The following is a 21859-nucleotide window of genomic DNA, read 5'->3' as shown; positions in this document are numbered from 1 at the left end:
CAGATTGGAGAAACAGTCAGGGATACGACACGCGCGAATACGACGCCGTCGCTCTGCCGTCTCATCGCCCGCCGCGATGTCGTTGCCTCGTATCGCAGGCCGGTCTCCGGACTCACGAGCGCCTGTCATGGCCATTCGACACGCCTTCCCGGGCCAGGGCCCAGTGGCATGAAGTGTCGAAGTCGACTCGCCTACCGTTGCGGGGGCAGCGCCGGCCTTGTCGACACGAAACTTCGTGGCGACGCACCGGCTTCCCGTTTCACCCGAGCGTGTGAACACGCCCGGACACCTGCAATAACGCAAAGCCTAGCAGGCCCGCGGGTGCCGTCAAGCACGCCAACGCCGCGTCAAAGCGCTTGCGGCGGGCGATGGCAGGCCCGTTCGGCTTCCTGTATATCCGGATAAACGGATATACTGCGCCTCCATACACATATTCAAGGTATCCATGAGCGATCTGATAGCCGCGCTCGCGCAGCGCATCCTGGTACTCGACGGCGCCATGGGCACGATGATCCAGAACCACGATCCGGACGAAGCCGATTATCGCGGCCAGCGTTTTGCCGACTGGGAAAGCGATCTCAAGGGCAACAACGATCTGCTGACCCTCACCAAGCCGGAACTCATCCGCGAGATCACCGCGCAATACGCCGCGGCCGGCTCGGATATCCTCACCACCAACACCTTCTCGGCAACCACCATTGCCCAGGCCGACTACCACATGGAAGACCTGGCCGTGGAGATGAACCTCGAAGCCGCGAAGATCGCACGCAGCGTCGCCGAGGAATACGCCACGCCCGACAAGCCGCGCTGGGTGGCCGGCGTGATCGGACCGACCAACCGTACTGCCTCGATCTCGCCGGACGTAAACGACCCCGGCAAGCGCAATACCGATTTCAACCAGCTGGCCCAGGCCTACGGCGAAGCCGCCGAGGCGCTGCTGGATGGCGGTGTCGATATCATCCTGATGGAAACCATCTTCGATACGCTCAACGCCAAGGCCGCGATCTATGCCTATCGCAAGATCCTGCGCGCGCGAAACATCGACGTGCCGTTGATGATTTCAGGCACCATCACCGACGCCTCGGGGCGCACACTGTCCGGCCAGACCACCGAAGCCTTCTACAACTCGGTTGCCCACGGTCGACCGCTGACCATGGGCCTGAACTGTGCGCTGGGCCCGGACGCCCTGCGTACCTACGTGGCCGAGATGTCGCGTATCGCGCCCTGCTATGTGCATGCCTATCCGAACGCCGGCCTGCCCAACGAATTCGGCGAATACGATCTCACCCCCGACGAAATGGCCGAGCATATCGGCGAGTGGGCCGAGTCCGGCCTGCTCAACATGGCCGGCGGCTGCTGCGGCTCCACGCCCGAACATATCGGCGCGATCGCCAAGGCCGTCGAAGGCAAATCACCCCGCCGGCGCCCCGAGATCAAGCGCGCGATGCGCCTGTCGGGCCTGGAACCGTTCACTGCATCGGCTTAAGACATTTTTCCGCAGATCAACGCAGATCGACGCAGATGAAAAGCGAAGAACGAGATGCGCAGACCTATGGGATTCTGGGTGCCGCGTTCGAGGTTCATCGCTATTTGCGCAACGGCTTTCTCGAGGGCGTTTATCAAGATGCATTAGCAATCGAACTAGCCGAACGCGACATACCATTCATACGCGAAGCCGCACTCGATGTTCAGTACAAAGGACGTGCACTGAACAGCCAGTTTCGGGCCGATTTCGTTTGCTTTGGAAGCGTCATCCTGGAGCTCAAGGCCGTATCGCGCCTCCTGCCACAACACGAGGCACAAGTAATCAATTACTTGAAGGTCACGGGCCTGACCCGCGGACTGCTACTCAACTTCGGAACGCCAGAATTACAACACCGGCGCCTAGTGCGAAGCAATCGCCAGCGTTAGCTAGTTTTCTTATCTGCGTCGATCTGCGGACAAACAGAGGTTTCAATGACGTCAGCAACCAACTTCATCAACATCGGCGAGCGCACGAACGTTACCGGTAGTGCGCGCTTCAAGCGCCTGATCAAGGAAGAGGATTACGACACCGCACTGTCGGTGGCCCGCGAGCAGGTCGAAAACGGCGCCCAGATCATCGACGTGAACATGGACGAGGGCATGCTCGACTCGGTCGCGGCGATGCGCAAGTTCCTCAACCTGATGGCCGGCGAGCCGGATATCGCCCGCGTGCCGGTGATGGTGGATTCGTCCAAGTGGGAGGTCATCGAGGCCGGGCTGCAATGTATCCAGGGCAAGGGGATGGTCAACTCCATCTCGCTCAAGGAAGGCGAAGAGAAGTTTCTCGACCAGGCCCAGGCCTGTCTGGACTACGGCGCGGCCGTCGTGGTCATGGCCTTCGACGAAGCCGGCCAGGCCGACACCGAGGATCGCAAGGTCGAGATCGCCGAGCGCGCTTACCAGCTGCTGATCGACAAACTCGACTTTCCGCCCGAAGACATCATCTTCGACCTCAACATCTTTGCCATCGCCACCGGCATCGAAGAGCACAACAACTACGCGGTGGACTTCATCAACGCCACGAAGCGCGTACGCGAATCCTGCCCCGGATGCCACGTCTCCGGCGGGCTGTCGAACGTGTCGTTTTCGTTTCGCGGCAACGAAACCGTGCGCCAGGCCATGCACTCGGTGTTTCTCTATCACGCGATCCCGGCCGGGCTGGACATGGCCATCGTCAACGCCGGCCAGCTGGAAGTCTATGACGACATCCCCGACAAGCTGCGCGAGGCCTGCGAGGATGTCGTGCTCAACAAGCGTGACGACGCCACCGAACGCCTGCTGGACCTGGCCGAGGAATACAAAGGCAAGGGCAAGAAGAAGGATTCGAAAGAGGATCTGGCCTGGCGCGAATTCGAGGTCAACAAACGCCTCGAGCATGCGCTGGTCAAGGGTATCGACTCCTACGTGGAAGCCGACACCGAAGAAGCCCGCCAGAAGGCCGACAAGCCACTGGAAGTCATCGAAGGCCCGCTCATGGACGGCATGAACGTGGTCGGCGATCTGTTCGGCGCCGGCAAGATGTTTTTGCCGCAGGTGGTGAAATCCGCGCGCGTGATGAAAAAGGCCGTGGCCTATCTGCTGCCTTTCATCGAGGAAGAAAAGGAAGAGGCCGACAAAGGCTCCAACAACGGCACCATCATCATGGCGACCGTGAAGGGCGACGTGCACGACATCGGCAAGAACATCGTGGGCGTGGTGCTTCAGTGCAACAACTTCGAGGTGATCGACCTGGGCGTGATGGTGCCGATGAACGACATCCTCGACGCTGCGGAAAAGCACAACGCCCATGTCATCGGCCTGTCGGGGCTGATTACGCCCTCGCTCGACGAAATGGTGAATGTCGCCGCCGAAATGCAGCGGCGCGGTATGAATACGCCGCTGTTGATCGGGGGCGCCACCACCTCGCGTGCGCATACCGCGGTCAAGATCGACCCGGCTTACGCGGGTGCGGTGATGTGGGTCAAGGATGCCAGCCGTTCGGTGCCGGTGGCCTCGCGCATGGTCAGCCCCGATGCCCGCGAAAAGCTCATCGCCGAACTCAAGGACGACTACGACAAGCTGCGCGAGCGCCATGCCAACAAGAAAAAGGACAAGTTCCTCACCCTGGCGGACGCGCGTGCCAACGCGGTGAAGCTCGACTGGGACAACTACGAGCCGCCGCGCCCGAAGCTGCCCGAAACCACGGAATACGCCCTGCGCGAGGCGCCGCCCTATATCACCGGCGAGGCCAGCGACGAATCCGGCGTTTATGTGTTCGACGACTTTCCGCTGGAAAAACTCGTGGACACGATCGACTGGACGCCCTTCTTCATGTCGTGGGAGATGAAAGGGCGCTACCCGAATATTCTCAACGACCCGAACAAGGGCCCGGAGGCACGCAAGCTCTTCGACGAGGCGCAGATCATGCTCAAGCGCATCGTCGAAGAGAAATGGCTTACCGCCAAGGGTGTCGCCGGCATCTTCCCCGCGCACCGCGTGGGCGACGATATCCACGTGTTGAGCGACGATCGCAGCGAAACCGTGCACGTACTGCACAACCTGCGCCAGCAGACCGAGCATCGCGACGGCGTGCCCAACCGCTCACTGGCCGACTTCATCGCCCCCGAAGATTCGGGCAAGGCCGACTGGGTGGGCGCCTTCGCGGTGACCACGGGCCTGGGCTCGAAAGAGATCGTCGACCGCTTCAAGGCCCAGCACGACGACTACAACGCCATTCTGGTGGAGTCACTGGCCGACCGGCTGGCCGAGTCCTTCGCCGAATGGCTGCACAAGTTCGTGCGTACCCAACTCTGGGGCCATTCACCCGATGAATCCCTGTCCAACGAGGATCTCATCGGCGAGAAGTATCACGGCATCCGGCCCGCGCCGGGCTATCCCGCCTGTCCGGAACATACCGAGAAGGACACCCTCTGGGAGATGCTCGACGTACAGGCACGTACCGGTATCGAGCTGACCGAATCGCGGGCGATGTGGCCGGGTGCCGCGGTATCCGGCTGGTATTTCAGCCACCCAGAATCGCGTTATTTCGTGGTCGGGCGCGTCGCCAAGGATCAGGTCAAGGACTACGCCGCACGCAAGGGCTGGGATATTGCCACCGCCGAGAAATGGATCGGCACCAATCTGGGCTACGAGCCGGGCGGCGGCGAAGACTAAGGCCTGTCGTCGCGACAGGCCCTTAGGCTTGTCTTGATGATGTATGAAAGCCGGCTGGCTTTTCTCAAGCAAGCAGGTTGTCCGCAAATGAACGCGAACACACGCGAATGAAGACGTAAAGCCAGATACCTGGAAGCCCAGGTGGTCTGATGTTCAGGCCCCGTGCCGAACTGCGGACGCTATCGAAAGCCCTGCTGATGCATCAGTCGGCGCCCGCCGCTTCGGCGAGGCGCTTGCGCACGTCGGCGGGCACATTGTCCGGTGTGTAGTCGGGCACGCGGCGCAACCGCTCGCCCACCGATGGGTGAAAGACATCGTCGCGTTGCGGGTGGCGCACATACCGGCCGAGCAACGGCCACAGGCCATCGTAGGAATCATGTAGACGGCCGGTGGCATCGCCGTTAATCGCGGCGATCGCGCCCGGCTTCAACGCCAGGCCCTGCGTCCGGGCCTGTTCGAGCATCCAGCCCAGGGTGATATCGGCCAGCCCGCGTTCGTCATAGCCGCCGCCAACATCGCTATGCACGCCGACAAACCAGCGCTGGCGTGCATGCTGGCCGGGTTTGAGCGCGCTTTCGTCCCAGGGCGTGGGCTCGAACTTGCGCCGCTGCTCGTCGATGGCCAGTGCATGCACGGCATGGCACACGCCGGGGCTGAGCTTGTTGTCGTGAAACCGGCGCAGGCGAATCAGTACGCCCAGCGCGCCGACGGTCTCCCAGACGCCCACAAAATGCGGGGCGCAGCGGGTCAACGGCTGCTGATAGCGCGCCACGACCGATGTATTACCGTCGAGCCAGGCCTTGACGATTTCCTTGGCGCGATCGCGATCGTCCGGCGCGAGCACGCCCACCTGGTCGATCAATGCCGCGAGCGAGCGCGCCGCGAATGCCCCGCGGCTGAAGCCGAACAGGAATACGCGATCGCCGGGCGTATAGGTTTCGATGAGAAAACGATAGGCCCGTACCAGGTTCTGGGTAATACCGTAGCCAAACGCCGCGCCCAGGCCCTTGCCCAGCGTTTCGCCCACGTTCACGCCCAAAACGCGGGCACCGAAGGTCCCCACGCCGGGCTCGTAAAAGGCGCGCTGATCGGCGTCATCTGCAAGCGCCCGGTAGAGATGAACGACATTGGTGTCCGAGCTATCGAACTGGCTGTTGGTGCCGTCGCAGCACACCACGATGTTCTTGGCCATGGGCTATGTGCCCCCGGGAAATAACACCGCCACGGTCACAGCGATTACCGCGAACCACAATCCGGGTGTCTGCCTAGGTGATCGAAAACACACCGGGCGAACGCTAAAATAGCGCCCCGTTGTCCGCTCGCCGGCCCGGGCCGTTCCCCCAAAAATGCAGGATCTCGGGTCGATGCTCGATCTACCGAAACTGTCCGTATTCGTTCCCACCTTCATGCTGGTGTCGCTGACCCCGGGCATGTGCATGATGCTCTCGCTGAGCCTGGGCATGAGTATCGGCGTACGTCGTACGCTATGGATGATGATCGGCGAGCTGGTAGGCGTGGCCCTGGTGGCGGTTCTGGCAGTGATCGGCGCGGCCACGCTCATGCTCAGCTACCCGACGCTGTTCACCGCCCTCAAGCTCGCAGGCGGCCTCTATCTGGTCTATCTGGGCATTTCGATGTGGCGCGCGAGCGGCGAATCGGCGCTGCCCGCGGCCAAACGTAACGACGGCGCCCTGCGCCCGGCGGGGCTGATCACCCAGGGCTTTGTCACCGCAGTGGCCAACCCCAAGGGCTGGGCCTTCTTCATCGCGCTGTTGCCGCCGTTTCTCGATCGCGACAATGCCCTGGCGCCCCAGCTTCTGGTGCTGGTCGGCGCCATTCTGACCATCGAGTTCTGCTCGTTACTGGTCTACGCCGGCGGCGGCCACGCCGTGCGCAGCTTTCTGCGCGAGCCGCGTAACGTGGTGCGGCTCAATCGCGTGGCCGGCAGCCTGATGATGGCGGTCGGCGTTTGGCTGGCGCTGGGCTAAGCGCGCCAACCCGGCTCAGCCGGGCGTCGCACGGGCGATCAGCCAGATCGCCACGGTCTGGATGACCAGACCCGCCAGCAACAGCACCCAGGCCGAGGCCACCACCATCGACGCCAGGTAGAGCACGCCGGCCACCGCCGCCGGTACCAGCGCATAGGGAATCTGGGTGCGCACATGGGCGATATGATCCGAACCGGCAAAGATCGACGACATGACCGTGGTATCCGAAATCGGCGAGCAGTGATCACCGAAGATGGAGCCGGAGAAGATCGCGCCGATGGCCATGTGCACGAGGGTGATATCGCCAATGTTGTAAGCCAGCGGTACCGCCACGGGCGTGAGAATCGCCATCGCGCCCCAAGAGCTGCCGGTCGCAAACGAAATCACCATCGCGATCGCGAAGATCAACACCGGCAGCAACCCCGGCGAGAGCCAGTCGCGGGTGGCTTCGATGACGTGCTCACCGGTATCCAGCGCACCCGTGACGGTACCGATCGTCCAGGCCAGCACCATGATCACCAGCGCCGGCAGCATGGTCCGAAAACCCGCCAGCAGCGTGTTTTCACAGTCCTCGAGGGTTTGTCGCTGCAGCAATGCCAGCGCCATGGCCGTACCGACCATCGCGAACGCGGCCCACGACAGTGATACGGCCACATCGGTATTGGCCAGGGCATCCATGAGCGGCTTGCCCTCGGCGCCGCCGCCGGTATACCACAGCGCCCAGCAGGCCACGCCGAGCAGTACGCCCAGCGGCAGCAAGAAGTGATAGAGCCGGCCGTTTTCGGTATCGGCTTCGCCGAGATCGTTTTCCACGGCCGATAGCGGCGTATCGCCCGGCGCGACCAGATCGCCATCGTCTTCGGCCCGTTTTTCGGCCGCGCGCATGGGCCCGAAGTCGCCCAGAATCACGATCGTAGGCACCGCCACCAGACACAGCAATGCATAGAAATTCCACGGAATCGACTGCAGGAAAGCCATATACGGTTTTTCCGTGGTCAGGCTCAGGGCGGTGAGCGCCGCCGCGATCAGCGACACCTGGTAGCCGATCCAGTCCGAAACCGGGCCAAGCGTGGCCATGGGCGCCGAGGTGGAATCCAGCAGATAGGCCAGCTTTTCGCGCGATACGCGGTGTTCGCCGGTCAGATCGCGGGTGGCATTGCCCACGATCACCGAATTGACGTAGTCGTTGAAAAAAGATCACCAGCCCCAGCAGCCAGGTCAGCAGCTGGGCGCTGCGACCAGTGGAAATACGCCGCGACAGCCAGCGCGATACCGCATGCGAGCCGCCGGTGCGATACATGAATGCCGCACCCGCGCCCAGCAGTGAAACGAGCACCAGAAAACGCGCGTTCCATTCGTCAGTCATCACCTCGGCGAACCAGTCGAAGCTCTGGCCCACCGCGGCCACCGGATTGCCGGCCACGAACCAGCCGCCGATCCAGATCGCCAGAAACAACGACAGGTTCACGCGCCGTGTCGCCAGCGCCAGTAGCACCGCAGCCAGCGGCGGCGTAAGAGAGATAATCAGATCCATAGCCCAGTCCGCCTGCAGCGCATGTCGCGCAGACGCCCCCAAAGAATTCAGCGCGCAGGTTGGCATGATTTATCGGGCGGTTGAAGACAACCCGGGCACGCGCCGCACGATCGCGGTCAGTGTGGTGTAATCGGTTGACGGTTTTCTCGCGTCTGCAGACACGCAGGGCACCATGCTGCAAAGGCTCAAACAATTCGGCCCGGGGCTGCTGGTCGCAGCGGCCTTCATCGGCCCCGGTACGGTCACCACGGCCAGCGTGGCCGGTGCGGAAACGGGCTATGCACTGCTCTGGGCGCTGGTGTTCTCGATCTTTGCCACGCTCGTGCTTCAGGAAATGAGCGCCCGCCTGGGCCTGGTCGCACGCCTGGGCCTGGGGGCCGCGCTGCGCCAAAGTATCGACACTCCGCTGCTGCGCTGGGCGGCGATCATCCTCGTAGTGGTCGCGATCGGCTTTGGCACCGCGGCTTTTGAAACCGGCAATATCACCGGCGCCGCGCTCGGGCTGGAAACCATTGCCGGGCTGTCCACACGCGTCTGGGCGTTGATCGTGGGTAGCGCGGCCCTGGCCCTGCTGGCGACCGGGCACTACAAACTCATCGAACGGGTACTGGTGGCGCTGGTGCTGACCATGAGCGTGGTCTTCCTCCTGACCGCGATCATCGTCCGCCCGGACATGGGCGCAATACTGGCCGGTATATTCACGCCCGGCCTGCCCGACGGCTCGGTGCTGACCGTGATCGCGCTGGTGGGCACTACGGTGGTGACCTATAACTTCTTCCTGCATTCGGCCGCGGTCCAGGACAAATGGCCGCGCGATATGCCAACCGAGCGCGCGCTGGCCGAATCGCGTCTGGACAGCGGCTTGTCGATCGCGCTCGGCGGGCTGATCACACTCGCGATCGTAATCACCGCCGCGGCGGCGTTCTTCAACAGCCAGACAACGATCGAGGACGCCGGCCAGATGGCCGCCCAGCTGGAGCCATTGCTTGGCCCGGCCGCGAAATGGTTCTTTGCCATCGGGCTGTTTGCGGCCGGCATGACCAGCTCGGTGACCGCGCCACTGGCCGCCGCTTATGCGGTCACCGGCGCGCTCGGCGTGAAGCCGGATCTGGCCAGCAACGGCTTTCGCGCAATCTGGGCTGCGATTATCGTCATCGGCATGGGCTTCGCCTGGTTCGGCGCCGAACCGGTACAGGCGATCGTGATCGCCCAGGCCGCCAACGGCATTCTGTTGCCACTGATCGCGGTATTTCTGCTCGTGGTGATGAACCGGCGCGAGCTGCTCGGCACGTATCGCAACGGCGTGCTGGGTAACCTGCTCGGCGCGATCGTCGTGCTGGTGGCCACGGGTCTGGGGCTGTATACGCTGCTGAGCGTATTCGGCGTCGTCGCCGGCTGAACTTGCTGTCGTCGACGCGGCTGGCCACAATCGTCGCCGGCATTCCTTCAGGACGCTGTCATGGCGCTATCGCCCTTTCATCTGGCCATTCCGGTTCACGATCTGCCCGCGGCCCGGCGTTTCTACGGTGAAACCTTCGGCTTGAGCGAGGGCCGCTCGAGCGAGCAGTGGGTGGATTTCGATTTCTATGGTCACCAGCTGGTCATTCACGAACACCCCAAAACCCCGTCGCAGGAAAACGCCCATACCAACCCGGTCGACGGCCACGACGTGCCGATTCCGCATTTCGGCATCGTGCTCGAATGGGACGAATGGCAAGCGCTGGCCGATCGCCTGCGCGAACGCGGCACCGATTTCGTGATCGAGCCGCATATCCGTTTTCAGGGCCAGCCCGGCGAACAGGCCACCATGTTTCTGCTCGATCCCTGTGGCAACGCACTGGAATTCAAGGCGTTTGCCGACCGCAGCCAGTTGTTCGCCAAGTAAACCACCGATACCGAACCCCATGACCGATCTGCATATTCGCGCCGCCGAACGCGCCGACACGCCGTTGATTCTGCGCTTCGTGCGCGAACTGGCGATTTACGAAAAAGCCCTCGACGAAGTGGTCGCCACCGAGCAAACGATCGAGCAATCCCTGTTCGATAAGGGCGCGCGGGCCTTTGCCTTCATCTGTGAAGATGCCGGCGAGCCGATCGGTTTTGCCGTGTGCTTCTACAGCTACTCGACGTGGCTGGCCCGCAACGGCCTGTATCTGGAAGATCTCTACGTAACCCCTGACGCCCGTGGGCGCGGTGCCGGCAAGGCACTGCTGCAGTATCTGGCCCGGCTGGCCGTCGATGAAGGCTGCGGGCGTTTCGAATGGAGCGTGCTCGACTGGAATACACCGGCGATCGAGTTCTATGAAGCTGCCGGCGCGCGCCCGCAGTCGGAATGGACTACCTACCGGCTGGCCGGCGACGCGCTCGCGCGATTCGCCGGCCGCTGAAGATTGGCCGGCGGCCTGTTCAGGCGCCCGCGATGGCCCAATGCTCGGTACGTGTACGCCAGACCACCGCCACCATGCGGGTGACCAGAAACATCGTCAGCCCCACCCAGATCCCGGTCAGCCCCCAGCCAAACGCCCAGGACAGCCAGATCAGCGGCAGAAAGGCGCCCATGGCACAGGCCAGCGTCGTGGTACGCAGAAAGCGTGTGTCTGCCGCGCCGAGCAATACCCCGTCGAGCGCGAATACGATACCGGCGACCGGCTGCTGGGCCACGAACAACCACCAGGCATACGGAATCTGCGCAAGCACGCCCGCGTCATCCGTGAACAGGCGCGGGATAACCCCGGCCAGGGCAGCGAACACCCCAGCCAGGCAGACGCCCAGACCGAACGAATAGCGCGTGATCTGCCAGGCCACGGCCCGGGCGCGTTCGACGCGGGCCGCGCCCAGCTCCGCGCCGATCAGCGCCTGGGCGGCGATCGCCAGCGAGTCGAGCACCAGCGAGAGAAACACCCAGAGCTGATAGACGATCTGATGCGCGCCCAGGGCCGCGGCCGACTCGCGTGCCGCCACCGCCGCCGCCGACAGGAAACAGATCTGAAACGAGGCGCTGCGCAGGATCAGATCGCGGCCGAGCACCATCTGCGCTTTCATGATCGCCCAACGTGGGCGCACCAGCGCCCGCTCGCCGCGCAACGCGCGCACGAACAGAATGGCTGCGGTGTACTGGGCGAGCACATTGGCCATCGCCGAGCCTTCCAGCCCAAAATCCAGCGGGTAGACCAGTACCGGGCAGGCGATCGCCGACAGGATATTGCCCGCGAGGATATAGCGCAGCGGGCGCACCGTATCCTGGACGCCGCGCATCCAGCCATTGCCGGCGAGGGTGATCAGAATGGCCGGCGCGCCGATCAGGGCGATACGCAGCCACGAGACGGCCGCCTCGGCGACCGCCGGATTGCCGGCCAGAGCCGCGAGTATCGGGTCGGCGAACAACTGGCCGAGTACCAGTACGGTCAGGCCGACGAAGATGGCCAGCCAGCTCGCCTGGCCGCCCTCGGCGACCGCATCCGCCCGCCGGCCGGCCCCGAACAGACGCGCAGTACGGGCCGTGGTGCCGTAGGACAGAAAGGTCAGCTGACTGGTGAGTACCGATAACACGGTGCCACCGAGGGCCAGGCCCGCCAGCGGCCGGGCGCCCAGATGACCGACAACGGCGGTATCCACCAGCACATAGAGCGGCTCGGCCGCGAGCACGCCCAGCGCCGGTACCGCCAGCCCCAGAATCCGCCGGGCGGTGACCGGTGTGGCGGTATCGTCGTCTGTCATCGCGCGGCCTGCCCGTCAGCATGATCGCGACGCATGCCAAAGGCGGTGGCATGCATCGCAAGGATCGCGCAATTTATCATTTCGTATCCAGCGCGCCAGCCCTGTTCGTATTGAATTCGCCGGCACGGGCACGCACCTTGTCGATGGACCCAGGAGAATACCCATGTCTGCCATGCCCACCGATCGACTACAGCGCTTTATCTTCGACGACACCCAGGTACGCGGCGAGATCGCGCAGCTACACAGCACGTACCGCGATGCCATCGCCAATCACGGCTATCCACTGGCCGTCGAACGCCTGCTGGGCGAGCTGCTGGCTGCCTGTGCACTGCTGACCGCCACGATCAAGTTCGACGGCACGTTGAGTATCGAATTTCGCGGCAAGGGCGCATTGAAACTGCTGATGGCCGAATCCAACCCCGGCGTGGGCGAACGTGCCCAGCGCCTGCGCGGCGTGGCACGTTTCGATGACGATGCCCTGGCCCGCATCGCCGAACCCACCCTGCAGGCACTGGCTGAAGGCGGCCATGTGGTCATCACGCTCGACCCGGAAGAAGGCCAGCGCTATCAGGGCATCGTCGCGCTGGACAAACCCGATATCGCCGGCTGCCTGGAGGAGTATTTCGCCCAGTCGGAACAGTTGCCGACCCGGCTATGGCTGGCCACGGACGCCGAGCATGCGGCCGGGCTGCTGATCCAGAAACTGCCCGAAGAAGTCGTGCACGACGCCGAGGCCGGCGATGACGACGCCTGGGATCGCATCAACCATCTGGCCGATACCATCACCGGCGAGGAACTCACCGGCCTGGGCGCGGAACAGGTATTGCACCGATTGTTCCACGAGGAACAGGCGCGGGTGTTCGACCCGGCGCCGGTCAAGTTCAGCTGTACCTGTACCCGCGAGCGCTTCGGCCGGGCCCTGCACCAGCTCGGCGCGGACGAGCTACGCAGCGTGCTCGAAGAACAGGGCCAGGTGGAAACCCAGTGCCACTTCTGCAACGCGGTCTATGTATTTACCCCGGCCGATGTGGAAGCACTGATCGACAATCCCGACGCCGAGCCGCCCACCGTGCATTGACTACACGCGCCGCTGGCCGCGCTTGGCCAGCGGCGTGCGCGATCCGGCTAGGCCGAGATGGCAGAATGACCGACGACCCGGTTGCGGCCGGCGTTCTTGGCGGCATACAGACAGGCGTCGGCGGCCGCGATCAACGCTTGCAGATCGTCGTTTTCGCCGGGCACCTTGACCCCGGCACTGAAGCTCGACGTAAACGACTCGCCCGCCGCGTTGAAGGTGAATTCGGCGAAGCTTTCGCGTAGTTCGTCGATAATCTCCACCGCCTTGGCTTCGCTACAGCCAGGCAAGGCCACCACGAACTCCTCGCCGCCATAGCGCCCGAGCAGATCCGAGGTGCGCAGACGTCGCCGCAGCAGGTTGGCCAGCGCGCGGATGACTTCGTCGCCCACGAGATGGCCGTAGGTGTCGTTCACGCGTTTGAAAAAGTCGATATCGAGCATGACCAACGCGATCGGCTCGCCCCGTCGGCGTGCCTGCGACATGGCACTCGCCACGCGTTCCTTGATATCGGCATGCTTGAGCAGACCGGTCAGACTGTCGCGCGACAACGCCGCCGACAGTTCACGGGCACGGCGCGCGCGCGCCTGAACCGCGGCCACGAACGCGTTGGGCGTGATCGGTTTAATCAGAAAATCGTCGCCGGCCTTGGTCATGGCCTCGAGCTGGGCGTTGGCGTCTTCGGTGGCCGACAGATACGTGATCGGCATCTGCAGCCAGCGCGCGTGATAGCGCACCATCTGGGCGAGCTCGGGGCCGCTGCAGCGCGGCATACGCACGTCGAGCACCAGCACATCGGGGCTGAAGTGCTCCATAACGGCCAGCGTTTGCTCCGGCGCGCTCAGGGTCTTGACCGTAAACCCGGCGCTTTCCAGCACCAGCCGGTGGTAATCGAGCATGGCCTGGTCGTCGTCGACCATGAGCACGCGCAGCGGTGTAGCGCGGTGCGCACGCATATGGCTTTCCAGCAGGCCGGCGACGCGCACCGGCTCCAGCGGCTGGGCCATGAAGCCGACCACGCCGGCACGCACGGCACGCAGTTGCATGGCGAATTCGCTGGACTGCTCGGTGGCGAACAACGGCAACGGCTTGTCCATCTCGGCCTGGATGGCCTCGCCGACTGCCAGACCGCCGATTTCGCTGGCGTCGGCGAAATGCAGATCCAGAATCAGCGCATCGGGGCGCTGGCGACGACAGGCCGCGCGCAGCATCTGGCCATCGTCGAACATTTCGGCGCGATAATCGAAGCTTTCCAGAATCCGTATCAGCTGGGCGCCGGTTTCCGGTTCGTCCTCGAGGATATAGATGAGCGGTTCATGGGCCTCGACCACTCCAGCCTGCGGTTCGGTGACCGCAGCCGCCTCGGCTTCGGCTGGATCGTCGTCGCCGAGCAGGTCCGGCAGTGCGGCCACGCGCGCGATTACGCTGGCATAGTCGACTGGTGCTCGGCCACACAGCATGGCATCCAGTTCGCGCTCGCTGGCGCGACAGCTGTTGCCGATCTCGAGATAACCGAACGTCGACGCGCCACCGGCGAGCTTGTGCAGCCGATCGCGAATCTGCTGCCAGTCGTCGACACTGGCATTCGCGCTGTCCTGCTGCTGGGCCCAGACAGCGAGATCGGCCAGCTCGCGCGCCAGACCCACGCCGTAGTCCCGACGCATCTGGGCGAGCTTTTGAGCAACATCAATCGTCGGGGTCGGCATCGAACTGTTCCCATATCTGCCGAATTTGATCGCTGAGCGTGAGCGGGTCGAACGGCTTGACGATCACCGCCGCCGCGCCCAGCGCATAGTAGTTCGCATGATCGGCCGGCTGGGTCTTGGCGGTCATGAACACCACCGGCACGCGCCCGAAATCGAGCACATCGGCGAGTGCCGCCAACGTGGTCGGCCCGTCCATGCCCGGCATCATGACGTCGAGCAATACCAACTCGGGATCGAAATCTACCGCCTTTTCCAGTGCTTCGAAACCGCTGCAGCAACTGAGCACTGTCAATCCGCCCACGTTTTCCAACGCTACACGCGCGATCGCGATAATCGATTCATCGTCCTCGACATGCAGCACCCGTTGCAAAGCCACTATTACTTCACCTGTCACTGCGTTAATCCTCGTGGGTTATTCTTTTACAGGGTTTTAAGCGGTAAGGTCACCTGAAAGGTGGTACCTACACCTTCAACGCTTTCGAAATCGATCGTGCCGTGCATCTGTTCGACCAGTTGTTTTGTGATCGCAAGCCCCAGACCGGTGCCGCCCTGGCGGCGGGTATTGCCGCCATCGGCCTGCGCGAACAGCTGGAAAACCTTGTCGCGAAACGACACCGGAATACCCGGGCCGTTATCGGCAATAGAAATGACCGCCTGGCCATCGCGGGCCGCATACGACAACGTCACCCGGCCGGCAGCGGGCGAAAATTTGATCGCGTTGGACAAAAGATTGGCCAACACCTGGGCAAAGCGCAGGGCATCGACCGAAACCTGTAGCGATTCGTCGCCGACGAGCTGCAGCCCGACATCGAAGCTATCGGCATAGCCTTTATTACTATCCATCGCCTCGACGAGCAGACCGCGCAGATCGTGGATATGGAAATCGAAGGCCACCCGGTCGGCGGCGAGTTTCTCCCAATCCAGCAGATCGTCGACGAGCAGCCCCAGGCGCTCGGAATTCTTCTGTGCCACCGCCAGCATTTCCTCGAACCCGGGTGGCACCGCGCCGAGCGCGCCCGACTTGAGCAATCCCAGCGCGCCCTTGATGGAGGTGATCGGCGTACGCAGCTCGTGACTGACCACGGCCACGAACTCGCTTTTCATGCGATCGAGCTCGCGCTCGGCGGTAATATCCTGAATCTGGGCCACATAATTGAGCGGCGCACCATCGCTATCGCGGGTCACACCGACCGACAGCTGTGCCCATATGCATTCACCGGAACGCGAGAAATAGCGTTTGGCGATCTGGTAGGAGCCGATCTCCCCTTCGACGAGCCTGCTTAGATGGCCCAGATCGTTGTGCAGATCGTCAGGATGGGTGAGCGTCTGAAAATCGGTCTTGAGCAGATCTTCGCGCGCATAATCAAGCATGTCGCAAAGCGACTGGTTGACTTCGACAAAGCGCCCCTCGAGCGAGACCAGCGCCATACCCTGGGGCGCGCTGTCGAACGCGATGCGAAACCGCGCTTGGCTGGTATACAAAGCCTGCTCCATAGCCAGTAGCTGGGTGCGGTCGATCGCGATGCCCAGAAAACCGATGACCGCGTCAGCATGATCGCGAATGGCGCTGAGTACCAGCCTGAGCATGCGCTGGCTGTGATCGGCACACACGAAATGCCAGTCGCGACTTTCGATCTGCCCACGCAGCGGGCGTGCGGTAATGGCCTCGATAGGCGTGAGTTCACGCCCCGCTTCAGCCTGCACCTCGGCGACGAAAGCCGCCAGTTCGTCGCGATCGTACAGGTCGAGCAGACTCATACGGGCGACCGCATCGGACCACGAATAGCCAAGCAGGCGTTCCGCGCCGGGATTGAACAGCGTGATGGTGCCCGCGTTATCGGTCGCCATGATGGCGACTTCGGTCGAGGCATCGACCACTGCCTGCAGATACTGGCGTACCTGGGCAATTTCGCGTGCATGTGCCTTGCGCGCGGTGATATCGAACATCGCCGCGACCGCACCGATCAAGCGCCCCTGAGAGTCGAAGAATGGCCGCCCACTGCACACCACCGATCGCGGCGCCAGGTCATGTGTTTTGATACACATTTCGACATCGCGTACCGATTCACCCCCCAGCGCGCGAATCAACGGCACGCGTTCGGGCACGAGCAGGGTTTCGCCATCGGCCTCGTATAAATTGAAGTATTCGGCCCACTGCGCCTGCGGAATATGCATCGGGTCGCTCTGGTGCCAGGTACGCGCTCTGGAATTGAATAGCGTGAGTTCGCCCTGGGCGTCGCAGGCCACCACACCGCCCGGCAGCGCTTCCAGCAGGCTGCCAAGCATCGCTTCGCGGGTTTCGGCATTCCGCTTGGCCAGGCGTTGTTCGATCAGGGCCACGGCCAGGTCGGCCAGATCTTGCAGCCCCTCGCGCTGGCGCTCGTCGAGCGGTCCGGGCAAAGAGTCGAATACACACAACGAACCCAGCCGGTGACCAGCGCCAACCTTGAGAATGATGCTGCTATAAAAGCGTACATGCGGTTCGCCGGTCACCATCGGGTTGTCGGCAAAGCGGGCATCGTCGCGTGCATCGGGCACTTCGATCAGCCCGTCTTCGCCAAGCACGGCCGCACACATCGAAATATTGCGCGGCGCTTCGGTGGCCTCGACCCCGAAGCGGCTCTTGAACCATTGTCGGTCGGCGTCGATAAATGTGATCAACGCGTGTGGGACGTTGCACAGCCGGGCCGCCAGGCGCGCGATGGCATCGAACTCGGCTTCGGGCTCGGTATCGAGCAACGCATAGTCGTCGAGCACGCGCAGGCGCTCGAGTTCCATATCGTTCGAATACATGTGTTCGGTTACAGCCATCGTTGCCGCCACAAGCGGTGATTTTGGATCATATCGGTCGATATCGGCCGTTCTGTACTGTTTCTGTAAATATGGCGCAAAGGATAAACACCCGACCGACGCAAACCCGCGCGCCAAAAATGAGACGAGCTGGCGGCCGCTGACCGCTACTGTATGGCCGCAGATGCGCGCAGCCAAAATGTCTTTTCCAATCAGCCGATTGGGTCAGTTTTCGAGAGTATCCGAATTACCCCCCAAAAACAGGTTATTGGCGCAAAAAGGTGGCCGCTGAAATGATTGCCTGCACGATAATGATGCGCACGCCGGCTACGATGCATAAACTCGCGCCCTTGTTACCCTTGCGAACAAGAAAGCCTCGATGAGTAAAAAGACGATCGGCATCGCCGTCGTAGCGATCCTATTGGTGTTGGTTGCCGGCGTTGCGCCCTACTGGATCGGTACCAAGGTGGAAAACGAGTTCCGTGACGGCATTGCCCAGGCACGCACCGAATTCGGCTACCCCATCGAGGTGACCGGTTATGAGCGCGGCTGGCTGCATTCGCATGCAGTCACACAGCTACGTATCGAGGACAAGACCTTCGATATCGAGCACGACATCACCCACGGGCCGCTGCTCGTTTTCGGCTGGGCTCGCATCCACAGCACGATGCCGCTCGATGTGGCCCCAAAGCTCGACCACTTTTTCGACGGCCCGCCGCTGGTGGCGGACACGCGACTCGGCTTCGGCGGCGGTTACCGTATCGATATCCACTCGCCGTCGTTCGACAAGGATGTGCCGGACTATCCGGATGCGCATGTCCGCTGGGACGGCCTTGAAGGCCATTACGCGCGCGACGACAACCAGGTGGATTTCCAGCTCGGCGGCGGCGGTCTGCAAATCGACGCCGGCGATCGCCATGTTCTGGTCGAGGATATCGCCCTGAGCGGTTCGGGCAGTGCCATGGCCAACCTCGGCAACGATGATGCCGCGCTGGACTGGGGCAGCCAGTTCGAAGCCAGCGTGGGCAATTACCGTGTCTACGAGAAACCCGGGCTATTCGATATCAGCTACGGCATGCGCCTGAAGGCCAACAGCACACAGGCCGAAGACGACACGGTCGAACTGCATGCCGGTTACGACATCACCGATCTGCGCGTTAAAGGCACGCCGAGCGAGGGCGAACCGGTCGATATCGACATCGACAACGCCGCCATCAAACTCGACCTGACCGGCTTGCAGGCCGATCCGCTGGAGCAGTTGATCGTGGCAATGCGCGATCTCGACCCGGCCAATCTGTCGCCCGAACAGATCCAGGCACGTACCGGTCGGGCGCTGATCGAGCTGGGGCCACAGATCCTGTCGGGCACGCCCAAGCTCAGCGTGGCGATCCCGGCGGTCGAGACCGGCCACGGCAAGGCACGTGCGCTCGCCAGTGTGGGGCTGTTTTCGCCCGACGAGTTACCACAGCAGCTCAAGGAAATGGCGCGCGAGATGCCCGTGATGGCGCTGGCCCAGCGGCTGACGCTCGATGCGGATGTATTCGTCGACCAGCAACTTATCGACTGGACCGCGACAAAGCTGGCCAGCGAAAAGCCGGCCATGGCACGCGATCTGCGCACGCAGCTCGACGCCCTGGTGCAACAGGGGCTGCTCATGCGCGAAGACGGCGCCGTGGGTTTGAAGCTGCATACGGATGTGAACACCGTGGTGCTCAACGGGCGCACCATCCCGGCGCAACAGCTCAAGCCCCTGTTCGACAGCCTGTTTCAGTAGGCCAACTCGCGGTAAGGCCGGCCATCTCGCCAGCTGGCCTTACCGCTGTTCGAGATACGACCACAGCGTCCGGGCCCGGGCGCGCACCAGCGCGTTGCGGGCCTGGCCGACATCCAGCGCGGCCGAGGTGCCATGGCTTTCGCGCGTGAACAGCCGGTTCAAGAACTCGAACTCGGCGTCGAGGAAGGCCAACCAGCGGCGCTGACTGGCCCGTAAGCCCGCTTGCTGGGTCGGGGTCAGGCGGGTCATCAGCTGCTTATAGGCAGTATTGAGCTCGTCGTCCAAGGCCTGGGCCATGTCGGTGCTGGCCTGATTCATGGCCCGCGTCGTCGACGCATTGGCAAGCCGTGCGTCATAGGCGGCCATGCGCGCCTGGAAGTCGTCGACATAAGCCGGCGCATCCGGATTGGTGATTGCGCCGGCGCTGGCGGCCACGCAGAGTAAGAGCATTGCCAGATATTTCATTATCCACTCGGCTTACGCGCTAGGATGAAGCGAATGCATCGACGCTGTCGCGCCTGAGCTCGCCTATCATGACCCAGATCGCCGCCTTTGTTCGCTCACGACCCACCATACCGCCGGTGCTGCTCGCCGCGGTCTTGCTGTTACTGCTCAGCGGCTGTGCCGTACTCGACCGGCAAGGCGATAAATCCTCGCCGGCCGACGGCGAGACCCAGAGCACGCGCGCCCAGCTCAATGCCGGCTATAGCGATCTGTATTCCAACGCGAGCGGGCTGGCGAAGGTCGACACCCTGTTGTACGTGAAATTCGAATCCGACGACGTGGAGCGCGTTGTCACCGAGATGACCGACTACTGCGCCGCGCTCGCGCAACGCCTGGAAGCGCTCGCGGCCGATTATCCCGCGCTCGATCTGCACCAGCAGGTTGACCCGCCGATCATCAAGGCTGCACGCGACGCCCAGAAGAAAGCCAATCTCAAACGCTTCGCACCGGTGGTCGGCGATTCCGGCACCGCCTTCGAGCGCGGCCTGCTCATCCGCCTGCTGGGCGCGGCCGACCAGCAACACTATATGGCCGCGACACTGGCCGAACGCGAACCCAATCCCGCGCTGTCGAAAATCATGGCCGAGACGGGCGAACGCTTCGCCGGTTTCTATGACGAAATCGACCGTCTGCTCAAGGCGCGTTTTTATCGTTAGCGCCGCGTAGCGGCGCCAGCAAGGGTTTCAAGCCGTTGTGGTCGATTTCGTGCATGAGCGCGAGCAGCCGACCAATCTCGCCCTGAGGAAAGCCGCTGCGGGCGAACCAATTGAGATAATGGCCGGGCAGGTCGGCGATCACACGGCCTTCGTACTTGCCGAAGGGCATCGTGCGGGTGACCAGTTTTTGCAGGTCCGCCGTATCCATCGGGCTTTTCAGGCCGGGGCGCCGAGCGCGGCGAGAAAACGACCATAAGCGTCGAAGAACGCGTCCGGCTGCTGAAAATAGGGCAAGGCGCCCGCATCGAAGGATGTCACAAGCGACTGGGTATGCGCCTCGACGATATCGCGGGCGGCGGCATCGGAGAAATCACTGCGTTTACCGTAGGCTAACCAGACCGGCTGGCTCAGGCCACGGTACAGTCCGGCCGCGTCGGCACTGAACAGATAACCGGAAAGAAACGACCATGGCGCATGGCGCGCGCCCGGCTGGTGGGCGCTGCGATAGGCATAGTCGATAAGGCCCGGGTCTACATCCTTGCCGCCAAAGGTTTTTTCCAGAAAGTAACGAATACTGGCCCGGCTCGAAAGCGCGCTGAAAAGCCCGCGAGACAGCGCGTTCGATGCCGTGATCGCGCCGTACAGCCAGGGCTTGCCCCGCGTTGCATCGCCATGCGGGCGCGCCGATGCCCGGGTGTCGACACCTGCCGGGCTGACCAGCGCGATACTGCGATAGCGCCCGGGTCGCTGCTGGGCCGCGCGGGCCAGATACTGGCAAGCGACCGAACAGGCCATCGCATCGACCTGGTCTGCCCCGGTATCGGCCGCAATCTGCTCGATCCAGGCATGGATGGCATCGGTCATCACGCCTGGCGTGTAGCGTATCGCCGCTCGCGTGCTGAAACCGTAGCCGGGCAGATCGATCGCGGCGACCGGTCGTCTGCCGCGATAGCGATCGTAAACCGGCTTGACCTCGTAGGCCGACGCCGCCGCGTTGATACTGTGTACCAGCACCAGCGGCACTCCGCCCGCGCCATCGCCCTTGTCGAAATAATAGCTGATCGTGCCGACATCGGTTTCGAACGTGCGCCGTTCGCCCGCCAGGGCCGCCGGTAGGTTATCACTTGTGTTCATGGCAGCTCGCTGCTCGAAAAAGGAATGGCCGCGCCTGTGCATGCTACGCCATGGCTCGTTACGGTACGCCTAGGGCGTGTCGTCATAAGATATGACGTCGCATTGCCCGCATCGGGCGTGTCAGGCAAGGCGCGGGCCGCCGAGCGTGGCCCGCCACGGTCAAGGTCCGCAACGCCGCATGGCACGTCCGACGCGGGCAACCCGGAGGGTCGGCGGCCAAGCCCCGGCAACCCGGCGCCATAGTCGATTTTCAGGGGCTCGCTCACGTGGCATGGCCACGCGACGCTCGCGATGCCTTGTCTTG

At 63.1% G+C, this 21859-nt stretch carries 18 protein-coding genes, 2 pseudogenes and 1 riboswitch; of the genes and pseudogenes, 11 read left to right on the top strand and 9 right to left on the bottom strand.

Annotated elements, in window-relative coordinates; translation table 11 throughout:
* Window positions 1-80: 80 nt before the first annotated feature.
* Window positions 81-308, bottom strand: a riboswitch (cobalamin riboswitch).
* Between the two features lie 137 nt (window positions 309-445).
* The 3 genes and pseudogenes from S4A8_RS15405 to metH form a co-directional block, all read left to right on the top strand.
* Window positions 446-1483 (top strand): annotated as a pseudogene (locus S4A8_RS15405) (homocysteine S-methyltransferase family protein); the annotation flags it as partial.
* A 38-nt stretch (window positions 1484-1521) separates the two neighbouring features.
* Complete coding sequence (locus S4A8_RS15400; protein WP_353220816.1) at window positions 1522-1911, top strand: GxxExxY protein; 390 nt, start codon at window positions 1522-1524, stop codon at window positions 1909-1911.
* 9 nt (window positions 1912-1920) lie between these two features.
* Window positions 1921-4677: pseudogene (gene metH / locus S4A8_RS15395) on the top strand (methionine synthase); the annotation flags it as partial.
* Window positions 4678-4879: 202 nt separating this feature from the next.
* Here metH and S4A8_RS15390 read toward each other — a convergent pair.
* Window positions 4880-5869, bottom strand: a complete 990-nt coding sequence (locus S4A8_RS15390; RefSeq protein WP_353220815.1) for a T6SS phospholipase effector Tle1-like catalytic domain-containing protein — start codon at window positions 5867-5869, stop codon at window positions 4880-4882.
* A gap of 172 nt (window positions 5870-6041) precedes the next feature.
* Here S4A8_RS15390 and S4A8_RS15385 point away from each other — a divergent pair, with 172 nt between their 5' ends.
* The gene (locus tag S4A8_RS15385; RefSeq protein WP_353179312.1) at window positions 6042-6665 is read left to right on the top strand and encodes a LysE family translocator; all 624 of its coding nucleotides are present in this window, start codon (window positions 6042-6044) and stop codon (window positions 6663-6665) included.
* Between the two features lie 15 nt (window positions 6666-6680).
* On the opposite strand, the gene S4A8_RS15380 is transcribed toward S4A8_RS15385, so the two are convergent.
* Window positions 6681-7835 carry a Na+/H+ antiporter NhaC family protein gene (locus S4A8_RS15380; RefSeq protein ID WP_353220814.1) on the bottom strand — a complete coding sequence of 385 codons (1155 nt, stop codon included), beginning with the start codon at window positions 7833-7835 and terminating at the stop codon, window positions 6681-6683.
* Between the two features lie 71 nt (window positions 7836-7906).
* Here S4A8_RS15380 and S4A8_RS15375 point away from each other — a divergent pair, with 71 nt between their 5' ends.
* The 4 genes from S4A8_RS15375 to S4A8_RS15360 are packed head-to-tail and all read left to right on the top strand — an operon-like array spanning window position 7907 to window position 10586.
* Entirely contained in the window at window positions 7907-8329 is a 423-nt protein-coding gene (locus S4A8_RS15375; protein WP_353220813.1) for a hypothetical protein, read from the top strand.
* A 42-nt stretch (window positions 8330-8371) separates the two neighbouring features.
* Entirely contained in the window at window positions 8372-9598 is a 1227-nt protein-coding gene (locus S4A8_RS15370) for an Nramp family divalent metal transporter (RefSeq protein WP_353220812.1), read from the top strand.
* A gap of 60 nt (window positions 9599-9658) precedes the next feature.
* Complete coding sequence (locus tag S4A8_RS15365) at window positions 9659-10084, top strand: VOC family protein (RefSeq protein ID WP_353220811.1); 426 nt, start codon at window positions 9659-9661, stop codon at window positions 10082-10084.
* A 19-nt stretch (window positions 10085-10103) separates the two neighbouring features.
* On the top strand, window positions 10104-10586 hold the full coding sequence (locus S4A8_RS15360; RefSeq protein WP_353220810.1) for a GNAT family N-acetyltransferase: 483 nt from the start codon (window positions 10104-10106) through the stop codon (window positions 10584-10586).
* 19 nt (window positions 10587-10605) lie between these two features.
* On the opposite strand, the gene S4A8_RS15355 is transcribed toward S4A8_RS15360, so the two are convergent.
* On the bottom strand, window positions 10606-11916 hold the full coding sequence (locus tag S4A8_RS15355) for an MATE family efflux transporter (RefSeq protein WP_353220809.1): 1311 nt from the start codon (window positions 11914-11916) through the stop codon (window positions 10606-10608).
* Between the two features lie 163 nt (window positions 11917-12079).
* Here S4A8_RS15355 and hslO point away from each other — a divergent pair, with 163 nt between their 5' ends.
* Window positions 12080-12994 carry an Hsp33 family molecular chaperone HslO gene (gene hslO / locus S4A8_RS15350; RefSeq protein ID WP_353179322.1) on the top strand — a complete coding sequence of 305 codons (915 nt, stop codon included), beginning with the start codon at window positions 12080-12082 and terminating at the stop codon, window positions 12992-12994.
* A gap of 47 nt (window positions 12995-13041) precedes the next feature.
* Here hslO and S4A8_RS15345 read toward each other — a convergent pair whose 3' ends face one another.
* The 3 genes from S4A8_RS15345 to S4A8_RS15335 are packed head-to-tail and all read right to left on the bottom strand — an operon-like array spanning window position 13042 to window position 17508.
* Window positions 13042-14697, bottom strand: coding sequence for a diguanylate cyclase (locus tag S4A8_RS15345; protein WP_353220808.1), 1656 nt, complete (start codon window positions 14695-14697; stop codon window positions 13042-13044).
* Complete coding sequence (locus S4A8_RS15340; RefSeq protein WP_353179375.1) at window positions 14678-15076, bottom strand: response regulator; 399 nt, start codon at window positions 15074-15076, stop codon at window positions 14678-14680. Before S4A8_RS15340 ends, S4A8_RS15345 begins: the two co-directional genes overlap by 20 nt.
* A gap of 41 nt (window positions 15077-15117) precedes the next feature.
* Window positions 15118-17508 (bottom strand): PAS domain S-box protein, encoded by a 2391-nt coding sequence (locus S4A8_RS15335; RefSeq protein ID WP_353179325.1) that lies wholly within the window; start codon window positions 17506-17508, stop codon window positions 15118-15120.
* Window positions 17509-17866: 358 nt separating this feature from the next.
* Here S4A8_RS15335 and S4A8_RS15330 point away from each other — a divergent pair, with 358 nt between their 5' ends.
* Window positions 17867-19261, top strand: coding sequence for a YdgA family protein (locus S4A8_RS15330; RefSeq protein ID WP_353220807.1), 1395 nt, complete (start codon window positions 17867-17869; stop codon window positions 19259-19261).
* Between the two features lie 39 nt (window positions 19262-19300).
* On the opposite strand, the gene S4A8_RS15325 is transcribed toward S4A8_RS15330, so the two are convergent.
* Window positions 19301-19726: a lysozyme inhibitor LprI family protein gene (locus S4A8_RS15325; protein ID WP_353220806.1), complete on the bottom strand. Its 426-nt coding sequence runs from the start codon at window positions 19724-19726 to the stop codon at window positions 19301-19303.
* Between the two features lie 68 nt (window positions 19727-19794).
* On the opposite strand from S4A8_RS15325, the gene S4A8_RS15320 reads away from it, so the two are divergent.
* Complete coding sequence (locus tag S4A8_RS15320) at window positions 19795-20421, top strand: hypothetical protein (protein WP_353220805.1); 627 nt, start codon at window positions 19795-19797, stop codon at window positions 20419-20421.
* Here the strand turns inward: S4A8_RS15320 and S4A8_RS15315 are convergent.
* On the bottom strand, window positions 20399-20629 hold the full coding sequence (locus S4A8_RS15315; protein WP_353220804.1) for a DUF3820 family protein: 231 nt from the start codon (window positions 20627-20629) through the stop codon (window positions 20399-20401). The genes S4A8_RS15320 and S4A8_RS15315 overlap by 23 nt on opposite strands.
* Before the next feature lie 8 nt (window positions 20630-20637).
* Complete coding sequence (locus S4A8_RS15310; RefSeq protein WP_353220803.1) at window positions 20638-21555, bottom strand: alpha/beta fold hydrolase; 918 nt, start codon at window positions 21553-21555, stop codon at window positions 20638-20640.
* Window positions 21556-21859: the final 304 nt, after the last annotated feature.

Origin of the sequence: Salinisphaera sp. S4-8 (assembly GCF_040361235.1) — a bacterium.
Taxonomy (GTDB): domain Bacteria; phylum Pseudomonadota; class Gammaproteobacteria; order Nevskiales; family Salinisphaeraceae; genus Salinisphaera.
This window is presented reverse-complemented; position numbering and strand designations above follow the sequence as displayed.

What these genes read in the sequence shown, in the direction of transcription:
- S4A8_RS15400 (WP_353220816.1), top strand. Translation starts at nt 1,522, where the DNA reads ATGAAAAGCGAAGAACGAGATGCGCAGACCTATGGGATTCTGGGTGCC.
- S4A8_RS15390 (WP_353220815.1), bottom strand. Translation starts at nt 5,869, where the DNA reads ATGGCCAAGAACATCGTGGTGTGCTGCGACGGCACCAACAGCCAGTTC.
- S4A8_RS15385 (WP_353179312.1), top strand. Translation starts at nt 6,042, where the DNA reads ATGCTCGATCTACCGAAACTGTCCGTATTCGTTCCCACCTTCATGCTG.
- S4A8_RS15370 (WP_353220812.1), top strand. Translation starts at nt 8,372, where the DNA reads ATGCTGCAAAGGCTCAAACAATTCGGCCCGGGGCTGCTGGTCGCAGCG.
- S4A8_RS15365 (WP_353220811.1), top strand. Translation starts at nt 9,659, where the DNA reads ATGGCGCTATCGCCCTTTCATCTGGCCATTCCGGTTCACGATCTGCCC.
- S4A8_RS15360 (WP_353220810.1), top strand. Translation starts at nt 10,104, where the DNA reads ATGACCGATCTGCATATTCGCGCCGCCGAACGCGCCGACACGCCGTTG.
- S4A8_RS15355 (WP_353220809.1), bottom strand. Translation starts at nt 11,916, where the DNA reads ATGACAGACGACGATACCGCCACACCGGTCACCGCCCGGCGGATTCTG.
- hslO (WP_353179322.1), top strand. Translation starts at nt 12,080, where the DNA reads ATGTCTGCCATGCCCACCGATCGACTACAGCGCTTTATCTTCGACGAC.
- S4A8_RS15345 (WP_353220808.1), bottom strand. Translation starts at nt 14,697, where the DNA reads ATGCCGACCCCGACGATTGATGTTGCTCAAAAGCTCGCCCAGATGCGT.
- S4A8_RS15335 (WP_353179325.1), bottom strand. Translation starts at nt 17,508, where the DNA reads ATGGCTGTAACCGAACACATGTATTCGAACGATATGGAACTCGAGCGC.
- S4A8_RS15330 (WP_353220807.1), top strand. Translation starts at nt 17,867, where the DNA reads ATGAGTAAAAAGACGATCGGCATCGCCGTCGTAGCGATCCTATTGGTG.
- S4A8_RS15325 (WP_353220806.1), bottom strand. Translation starts at nt 19,726, where the DNA reads ATGAAATATCTGGCAATGCTCTTACTCTGCGTGGCCGCCAGCGCCGGC.
- S4A8_RS15320 (WP_353220805.1), top strand. Translation starts at nt 19,795, where the DNA reads ATGACCCAGATCGCCGCCTTTGTTCGCTCACGACCCACCATACCGCCG.
- S4A8_RS15315 (WP_353220804.1), bottom strand. Translation starts at nt 20,629, where the DNA reads ATGGATACGGCGGACCTGCAAAAACTGGTCACCCGCACGATGCCCTTC.
- S4A8_RS15310 (WP_353220803.1), bottom strand. Translation starts at nt 21,555, where the DNA reads ATGAACACAAGTGATAACCTACCGGCGGCCCTGGCGGGCGAACGGCGC.